9 protein-coding genes are annotated in these 9,612 nt (G+C 37.9%); all 9 read left to right on the top strand.

Going from position 1 to position 9,612, the window contains the following annotated elements; genetic code table 11:
* Window positions 1-119 precede the first annotated feature (119 nt).
* The 9 genes from V7122_RS16025 (at window position 120) to V7122_RS15985 (ending at window position 9,439) form a co-directional block, all read left to right on the top strand.
* Window positions 120-1,274: a D-alanyl-D-alanine carboxypeptidase family protein gene (locus V7122_RS16025; protein ID WP_335346729.1), complete on the top strand. Its 1,155-nt coding sequence runs from the start codon at window positions 120-122 to the stop codon at window positions 1,272-1,274.
* Window positions 1,267-1,854, top strand: coding sequence for a nucleoside recognition domain-containing protein (locus V7122_RS16020; RefSeq protein WP_335346728.1), 588 nt, complete (start codon window positions 1,267-1,269; stop codon window positions 1,852-1,854). Before V7122_RS16025 ends, V7122_RS16020 begins: the two co-directional genes overlap by 8 nt.
* Before the next feature lie 6 nt (window positions 1,855-1,860).
* Entirely contained in the window at window positions 1,861-2,394 is a 534-nt protein-coding gene (locus tag V7122_RS16015) for a spore maturation protein (RefSeq protein WP_335346727.1), read from the top strand.
* Window positions 2,395-2,546: 152 nt separating this feature from the next.
* Entirely contained in the window at window positions 2,547-3,269 is a 723-nt protein-coding gene (rluB, locus tag V7122_RS16010) for a 23S rRNA pseudouridine(2605) synthase RluB (protein WP_335346726.1), read from the top strand.
* A gap of 185 nt (window positions 3,270-3,454) precedes the next feature.
* On the top strand, window positions 3,455-3,979 hold the full coding sequence (gene resA, locus V7122_RS16005) for a thiol-disulfide oxidoreductase ResA (protein ID WP_335346725.1): 525 nt from the start codon (window positions 3,455-3,457) through the stop codon (window positions 3,977-3,979).
* Between the two features lie 20 nt (window positions 3,980-3,999).
* Entirely contained in the window at window positions 4,000-5,625 is a 1,626-nt protein-coding gene (gene resB, locus V7122_RS16000; protein WP_335346724.1) for a cytochrome c biogenesis protein ResB, read from the top strand.
* A gap of 16 nt (window positions 5,626-5,641) precedes the next feature.
* Entirely contained in the window at window positions 5,642-6,823 is a 1,182-nt protein-coding gene (gene ccsB / locus V7122_RS15995) for a c-type cytochrome biogenesis protein CcsB (protein WP_335346723.1), read from the top strand.
* A gap of 121 nt (window positions 6,824-6,944) precedes the next feature.
* Window positions 6,945-7,661 carry a response regulator transcription factor gene (locus V7122_RS15990; RefSeq protein ID WP_335346722.1) on the top strand — a complete coding sequence of 239 codons (717 nt, stop codon included), beginning with the start codon at window positions 6,945-6,947 and terminating at the stop codon, window positions 7,659-7,661.
* On the top strand, window positions 7,658-9,439 hold the full coding sequence (locus tag V7122_RS15985) for an ATP-binding protein (protein WP_335353848.1): 1,782 nt from the start codon (window positions 7,658-7,660) through the stop codon (window positions 9,437-9,439). Before V7122_RS15990 ends, V7122_RS15985 begins: the two co-directional genes overlap by 4 nt.
* Window positions 9,440-9,612: the final 173 nt, after the last annotated feature.

Here is a 9,612-nt window from a genome sequence, read left to right as displayed (position 1 = left end):
CGATGTGTCGCTGACGAAGTTTTCCTTGTCCTGTCGCAATGTCGACACTAGTACGTCCTGTACCTTGGGGCTAGGCGCTGGAGCTACAGAAGATAAGCTATAGGAGACGGGGTTTTACAATGAAGAAATTTAAAAAGCTTTTGATCTATCCGTTGATTGCTGCACTTTTAACCGGATTGATTCCGCAGAAGGCAGAAGCTTCTGTTTCTGTAAGTGCGCGCAGTGCTATTGTGATGGAGCAGGGATCTGGAAGAATATTATTTGAAAAAGATGCGTTTACGCCAAGAAGAATAGCCAGCATCACCAAAATTATGACTGCCATATTGGCCATAGAATCTGGAAAAATGGACGAGATGGTGAAGGTTAGCGAGAAAGCAGTTAGAGCAGAAGGATCTTCCATTTATTTAATACCAGGTGAGAAAATAAAATTGGAGGATTTAGTATATGGATTGATGCTCCGTTCAGGGAATGATGCGGCAGTAGCCATTGCTGAACATATTGGGGGGAGCCTTGACGGCTTTGTTTTTTTAATGAATCAAAAAGCAAAAGAAATTGGAATGGAGAATACCCATTTTGAGAACCCCCATGGACTTGACGATCATGAAAATCACTTTTCAACAGCGTATGATATGGCGCTATTAACCCGTTATGCCATGAATAATAAAGAATATGGAAAAATTTCAGGAACAAAGGTTTATAAAACACCGCATCCTAATGAAGGCTGGGATCGAAAATGGACGAATAAAAATCGTTTACTTTCAGATTATGAATATAGTACAGGCGGAAAAACCGGATTTACAAAGCGGGCAAAACGAACATTAGTCACTACCGCTTCCAAGGGAGGGCTTGATTTAATCGCCGTAACGTTAAATGCAACTGGACAAACTGACTGGAATGATCATATCCAAATGTATGAAATGGGTTTTAAGACATACAGTTTAGCTGAGGTTTTGCCAAAGGGTGTGATTAAGGATATAAAGGATAGGTTTTATAAAAAGAAAGTGTTTTTGGAGACTGGCTTTGATTATCCAATTACAAATAAAGAGAAAGACCTTTTCGAGATTAAATATAAAATGATGAAGCCTGACAGGAAGTGGGAGGATGGAGAGAACATTCCTAAAATTGTTGGAAAGGCGATTGTTTATTTTGATAACCGTCAAATAAAAACACTGCCTATATATTTTAAACAGGAAAAAGCAAATGAGGAGGATTCCTTCTTTGGCATTTTTAGAAATATTTTTATTTCAATCGTTGGTGTGAAAACGGATGATTAATATTATTTGGGCGTTGATGGCGCTAATCGGCATTATTTTTGCAATGGTCAATGGGACGATGAATGAAGTGAATGAGGCGGTTTTCAAAGGAGCAGCAGAAGCTGTTACACTTTGTATTGGTTTAATTAGTATTCTCGTATTCTGGTTAGGCATGATGAAAATTGCAGAGGATTCGGGGCTATTGAATAAACTATCGCAAGCTTTTAAACCGATTGTTAAACGGCTCTTTCCTGAAGTACCTACAAATCATCCAGCAATGGGGTATATTCTGTCGAATATGATGGCAAATATGTTTGGGTTAGGTAATGCAGCCACACCACTTGGGATTAAGGCGATGGAAGAATTAAAAAACTTAAATGGCGGAAAAAACGAAGCAACCCGCTCAATGATCACTTTCCTTGCTGTTAATACTTCAAGCATTACGCTTATTCCAACGATGGTTATTGCCATACGGATGAAATATGAATCGGTTTCACCTACAGAAATTGTTGGTCCTACATTAATTGCATCCATTAGCTCGGCTATCGGAGCTATCTTAATTGATAGGTATTTCTATTATCGAAGAACAAGAAAAGGATGAAGCTGCATGCAAATTGTATCTGTTATCTCTTTATGGTTTATTCCCGTCCTAATTGGTTTCATATTATTATATGGGACTATTAAGCGTGTTCCCACTTATGAAAGCTTTGTAGAAGGGGGAAAAGAGGGAATAAAAATTGCTGTATCCATCATACCTTTTCTTGTTGGCATGCTTGTTGCGATCTCCATCTTTCGTGCATCAGGAGCATTAGAATATTTCGTGGAGTTAATGAGGCCAGCACTTGAAGCAATTGGGGTTCCCCCCGAAATCTTTCCGCTTGCCATTATCCGCCCGATTTCAGGGTCTGCTGCACTTGGCATGACAACTGATCTCATCGCTGCCAACGGACCTGATTCCTTTATTGGCCGTCTTGCTTCCGTCCTTCAAGGAAGTACAGATACTACCTTTTATGTTTTAACCGTTTATTTTGGGGCAGTTGGAATTAAAAAAATGGGAGATGCCTTAAAGGTTGGACTATTGGCAGATTTAGTCGGAATTATTGCAGCTATTATCGTTGTGACACTCGTATTCGGTATTTAATTAGTTTCGTACGAAGATACCCTCCAATGGGGTATCTTTTTTTCTGCTAAAAATCCCTTACTTTGAAAAAAGCTTGATTTATGTCATAATTCAAAAGGACAGATTTAGGTAAAATCCTTATATGAAAGCATTTTAAGTTGGGGTGACATAATATGGAAAGATTACAAAAAGTGATAGCGCATGCCGGTTTTGCATCAAGAAGAAAGGCTGAGCAGCTAATCGTAGAAGGACATGTTAAGGTAAATGGGAAAATAGTGAAGGAACTGGGTGTCAAAGTTTCTTCTTCTGATCGTGTGGAAGTAAACGGAATTCCGATTGAACGGGAAGAGCCGGTTTATTTTCTCCTTTATAAACCAAGGGGAGTTATTTCCAGTGTTCAAGATGATAAAGGAAGAAAAGTTGTGACAGATTATTTAGCAAATATTGAACAAAGAATTTATCCAGTTGGGCGATTAGATTTTGATACTTCTGGACTTCTTTTACTTACTAATGATGGTGAATTTGCAAACCTGCTCATGCATCCTAAGAGCGAAGTAGAGAAGGTATATATTGCGAAAGTAAAAGGAATCCCTTCGCGAGAAAAGACAAGAAGTCTTGAGAAAGGCATTAAATTAGAAGATGGGATGACAGCACCTGCACGCGTAAAAATGATATCGATGGATAAGAAGAAACAAACATCTATTATCGAACTTACAATCCATGAAGGACGAAATCGCCAAGTTAGAAGAATGCTTGAAGCGATTGGTCACCCGGTAATAAAATTAAAACGCGAAAGATATGGATTTCTTACTCTTCATGGGTTAAAAGCAGGAGAAGCTAGAGAATTAACAGCTCATGAAGTGAAACAGCTCCGTGTACTTGCCCAAGCTAAATAGCTAATAAGTAAAATTTCATAGAATAGTCACACTTCCTTCATATTGTAAACATTATCATAATGGTGATAAATGCTATAATTAATATGAGCATTTCTGTTATTCTTGTTGGTTTAATAAAGAAAAAATGGAATGCACGATGCTTTATAAGTGTTTCATGAATAGTGCTTTAAAAAGGAGATATTTTAATGAAAAAAAAGCGTTTAGTAATAAGGACAATCATATTACTTATATTAGGCGCCGCCGTTGCTTACACTTTATATGCAAATTTTACGAAGGATGATGTGAAGAAAGTAGCAATTGGTAAAAAAGCACCTGATTTTGTTCTTATGGATATGAACGGTGAAAAACATCGTTTGTCAGATTATGAAGGTCAAGGGGTCTTTTTAAATTTCTGGGGTACTTGGTGTAAGCCATGTGAACGTGAGATGCCATATATGGAAAATCAATATAAGGAATTTAAAGACAATGGCGTAACGATTCTAGCTGTCAATGTAGGTGAATCGGATCTGGCTGTTCAAAAATTTGCAGATAAACATAACTTAACTTTTCCTATATTAAAAGATACGGATGGACAAGTGCAAACCGCATACAAAATAAGTCCTCTTCCTGCAACTTATATGATAGATAAGGATGGAAAAGTCGTTAAATATCATACAGGCGAGCTAACAGAAGACATGATTAGAGATATGATGGAGCAGGTTAAACCATAAGATATAGGGAGTTTTTAAAAATGAAAGACGTAAAATGTGAATGCGGACACGTAAACCCACATGGAACAATTCTTTGTGAAGCTTGCGGCAGAATTTTAGAAGAGCATGAGAAAGAAAAAAAGCTTGTAGATATGCGCTATGAGGGAAGTGCGCGCCGGTCGCAAACGTACAACAAAACGATGGTAGATAAAATATGGAATTTCTTTTCATCCGTTAAGGTGGGTGTGTGGCTAATTGTTATCACATTAGTAGCATCTGCACTAGGGACTATTTTTCCCCAGGAAATGTACATACCTCCTGTCATGCCGGCTGCCGAGTATTATCAAGAACAATATGGATGGCTTGGAAAATTATATTATGATCTAGGATTTCATAATCTTTATAGCTCTTGGTGGTATTTATTGCTTATCGCTTCAATCGGAATATCACTCATCATTTGTAGTTTAGACCGGGTAGTTCCGCTTTATCGTGCTTTAAAGGTCCAGCGCGTAACGAGACATGAAGGATTCTTAAAGCGTCAGCGTCTGTTTGGACGATCTGAAGTGAAAAACTTTGAAGAATCCTATGAATCAGTTAAAGAGAAATTAAGAGCCAAACGGTACAATATTCGTGAAGAAGATGGCAATTTACTTGCTGAAAAAGGCCGTTTTTCAAGATGGGGCCCTTATGTTAACCATATTGGCTTAATTATTTTCCTAATTGGCGGGATGCTTCGCTTTGTCCCAGGTATGTATGTTGACAAGGTCCTCTGGCTCCGGGAAGGGGAAACGAAAGTAATTCCGGAAACGCACGGAGAATATTACTTGAAAAATGATCGTTTCATCCTCGAAGTTTATGACAAAGATAAAGATAAAGAGGTTTTTAGTGATGCGCTTGAAAGGACAGGAATGGTCGCTAAAAATTTCCAGTCAAATGTAACCCTATACAAAAAGAAAGGGGATGCCATTGCTGGGGAAAAGCCTGAGCTTGAAAAGGTAAAGGATTACGAGATTCGTGTAAACGAACCATTAAAGTTTGAAAGCTTTGCCTTGTATCAGGTTGAATATAAACTTGATGAATTAAACAAAATGACTTTTGCACTTGCTAATAAACAAACGAAAGAAGAGTACGGAAATCTTACCGTAGATTTATTTGATCCAAAGGATAAATATGATTTAGGAAATGGATATTCTGTTGAAGTCATGAGTTATTTCCCAGACTTTGAATTTGATAAAAGCGGGGAACCCATAACAAAGTCAAGAATTCCTAACAATCCTGCCTTCGTGTTTAACATGATTACCCCAGACAGGCCAGAAGGAGAAGTCAGTTTTGTTGCCATCCGCCAGACGATTGAGCCATTTGGAGACAATCAATATAAATTAGCATTTAAGGGCGTCGAAACAAAAAATGTTACAGCCTTAACTGTGCGAAAAGATTTAACATTATGGATCATTGCTTTAGGTGGTTTGATTTTCATGATCGGGGTTGCACAAGGCTCTTACTGGACCCATCGTCGGATTTGGATTCGCCGTGTAAATGACGAGGTTTGGGTTGCAGGTCATACAAATAAAAATTGGCATGGACTTAAAAGAGAAATCGGTGCAGTATTAGAAGATACTGGAATAAAAGAACCAGAAGATCAAACAGAAAACGAAAAAACAGTATGAGGAGGGAACCATTTAGGTGGCAAATTTAAGTGGTAATTTATTATATATAGCCTTTATTCTTTATATTATCGCAACTGTGCTATTTGCTGGCTCAATAAAGGATAAGAGGAATCAGAAGAAAGGGCCGAACAGATGGGCACAGCTTGGACTGCTGGTAAGTATAATCGGCTTTATTGCTCATTTAGGCTATTTTATTACTCGTTGGATTGCAGCTGGACACGCACCAGTAAGTAATATGTTTGAATTTATTACATTCTTTGGACTGGCTTTAGTTGGTGCATTTATCATTATTTATTATATTTACAAAACCCCTTTATTGGGATTATTTACGATGCCTGTTGCTTTGCTGCTTATTGCTTATGCAAGCATGTTCCCGAGAGATATTTCCCCACTGATTCCTGCCTTGCAAAGTGATTGGCTTTATATTCACGTTACAACGACAGCAGTGGGTCAGGCGGTATTGTCGATCAGTTTTGTAGCAGGAATTCTATATTTAGTGAAATCTGTCGATCAATCTAAATCTAGTAAACGTACTTTTTGGCTAGAAGCAGTCATGTTTGGATTAATCTGTACGCTTGGTTATATTATTATTTCAATCAGCTTCTCTTCAATGGATTACAAAGCTGAATTTAATTGGATCAATAAAGAAGAACAGAATGCTACATTTGAGTATACGATGCCTGCTTTAATAGGTCCTCATGAAGGAGAATTAGTTACTGCTGGAAAGTTTGAGCCAATTATAGAAGTTCCGGCTATTATTAATGCCAAAAAATTGAATACGGTAATTTGGTCATTCGGAGCGGGTATCATTCTATATTTATTATTTAGGCTCGTGCTTCGGAAACGTATTGCAGCCGCATTACAGCCGATCGTAAGGAAAATCAATCTTGATTTAGTCGATGAAATTGGGTATCGCTCTGTATTAATTGGATTTCCAATATTCTCGCTAGGCGGTTTAGTTTTTGCGATGATCTGGGCGCAAATAGCGTGGACCCGCTTTTGGGGGTGGGATCCGAAGGAAGTATGGGCACTTATTACATTCCTTTTCTATGCAGCCTTTCTTCATCTCCGGTTATCTAAAGGCTGGCACGGTGAAAAATCTGCATGGCTTGCCGTAATCGGTTTTGTCATTATTATGTTTAATTTGGTGGCAGTTAATCTAGTAATTGCTGGTTTGCATTCATACGCAGGATCTTAAATCTGGTCATCATGTTTATAACAGATAGTTCTTTAGTTTAAGCTAAAAAGCCTTCACTTTGTGGAGGCTTATTTCAAAAAGTTCTATTCATTAGCGGAAATACAAAGGGGGAAATGCGATTATGGAAAAAGACGTAAGAATTTTAGTCGTTGATGATGAGGAGAGAATTCGACGTTTATTAAAAATGTACTTGGAAAGAGAAAACTTTATTATTGATGAAGCGGGAGATGGAAACGAGGCATTAACAAAAGCTCTTGAAAATGATTATCATATCATCCTGCTTGATTTGATGATGCCTGGTAAAGATGGGATTGAAGTTTGTAAGGAATTAAGGGAAAAGAAAGCTACGCCTATTATCATGCTGACTGCAAAAGGTGAGGAAGTAAATAGAGTACAAGGCTTTGAAGCAGGTACTGATGATTATATTGTTAAGCCATTCAGCCCAAGAGAAGTAGTCTTACGAGTTAAAGCGCTATTGCGCCGAGCTTCTAAAACAACCTATATACAAACAGAAGCAGCAGCGAAAGATATTATTGTCTTTTCTCACTTAACGATTGATCATGATGCACACAGAGTGCTTGCAGATGGGAAAGAGGTAAGTCTGACACCTAAAGAATATGAATTACTTTATTTTCTTGCAAAATCACCTGATAAAGTCTTTGATCGTGAACAATTACTTAAGGAAGTGTGGCATTACGAGTTTTTTGGGGACTTGCGAACTGTTGACACGCATGTTAAGCGTTTACGCGAAAAGCTAAATAAAGTTTCTGAGCAAGCTGCAAAAATGATTGTAACTGTTTGGGGTGTAGGCTATAAGTTCGAGGTTATTAATGAATGATGCTCTGGCGAAGTGTTGTAGGTAAACTTTGGTTTACAATTCTATTCCTAGTTTCTTTAGTACTCTTTATTTTAACTATTATGCTATTAGAATTTTTCGAAAACTATCATATCAATGAAATGGAAAGAGGGCTTACGAATACTGCCCAAAAAATTTCCCGTATATTAGATGAACATGATCGAGATGTCGGCCTCGAGATTTCGTGGGAATTAGTGGATGACGTCACTGAGGTAGTTATAGTGACAAATCCAAACGAATATTATTACTCACCAAATGAAAATCAAGGCTTTAAGCTTCCTATCACATATCTTACAAAGGATGCCGAGCTAGAAAAGGTTATTACTGATCATAAAACTGTCAAGAAAATGTCTGCCTTTGATGGGGATAAGGAGAAAAACAATGATGATTCCCGAATATTAATAGTCGGCGTTCCACTAAAGGAATCTACTAGTAAAAATGGGGCCGTTTATATTTATCAATCGCTCGAGGTTATGGAGGAAACAACGCGCACAACGACGAAATTTATTTTCCTTGCCGCTGGTGTTGCCATCATTTTAACGACCATTTTTGCGTTTTTCTTATCAACACGAATTACTGCTCCTCTTCGGAAAATGCGTGAAGCAGCATTTGAGGTTGCCAGGGGGAAGTTTGATACTAAGGTACCTTTCCCGTCACAGGACGAAATTGGCGAATTGGCTATTGCTTTTAATCAAATGGGGAAGCAGCTCAAATTTAATATGGATGCCCTTAAACAGGAAAAAGAACAGCTTGCAAGTATTCTAAGTGGAATGGCTGACGGAGTTATTACATTTGATCGAGATGGAACTATTTTAATTACAAATCCTCCTGCCGATCGTTTTTTGCATAACTGGTATTACGAACAGGATGAGGAGAATAAAGATACTCAAGCAGTACCATCTAAAGTAATGGAGCTTTTCCAGCTCGCAGTAAGTACAGAGAAAGAGCAGGTTGGTGAAATATCTATTCAGGGCCGTTTCTGGGTAATGATTGTTAGTCCATTATATAATGAAAAATATATTCGTGGTGCTGTTGCTGTTATTAGGGATATGACTGAAGAAAGGCAGCTTGATAAGCTAAGACAGGATTTCATTGCAAATGTTTCACATGAACTTCGAACACCGATTGCCATGATGCAGGGATATAGTGAAGCGATAGTAGATGATATTGCCAGTACAGATGAAGAAAAGAAAGAGATGGCAAGTGTTATTTATGATGAGTCATTAAGAATGGGCCGCTTAGTGAATGAGCTCTTAGATCTTGCAAGAATGGAAGCTGGACATATCCAACTAACAATGGAGGAAATCGAGGTTAAACCATTTCTGCAGAAGGTTGTTCGTAAGTTCCAAGGATTAGCTAAGGAACAGGAAATACACCTTGATTTACAGCTCAGTGAACAGTCTGGCTCATTAAGGTTTGATCCAGACGGAATAGAGCAAGTATTAACCAACTTAATTGATAATGGAATTCGGCATACCCCAAATATGGGCAAGGTAATCGTTTCTGAGCGGAATGATGAACGTGGCCTTTATATTGAAGTGGAAGATTCCGGATCAGGCATTCCTGAAGAGGATTTGCCTTTCGTCTTTGAACGTTTCTATAAAGCAGATAAAGCAAGAACGAGAGGACGATCTGGAACGGGTCTTGGACTTGCCATTGCGAAAAATATTATTCATGCACATAAAGGTCAAATATCTGTTCAAAGTAAAATTGGTCAAGGTACGACATTTTCTCTATTTATCCCTCGAAATATAGATTAATATAGAAAAATATGCCGATTGTTCTTGATACACGGGAAACATTTAGAGCGATTTAATTAAATATGTTTTATTTTCTATGTTGGAAGGATTTACATAAAAATCCTTCCTTTTTTTATCAAATTAAAAGATAATAGGGCGAGAGGATATGTTTTTAGGTTTGTAACCTTTTCTAG

The organism is Bacillus sp. JJ1532 (assembly GCF_036965085.1).
Taxonomy (GTDB): domain Bacteria; phylum Bacillota; class Bacilli; order Bacillales; family Cytobacillaceae; genus Cytobacillus.
The sequence above is the reverse complement of the archived record's forward strand: the minus strand, read 5'-3'. Positions and strand labels throughout refer to the sequence as shown.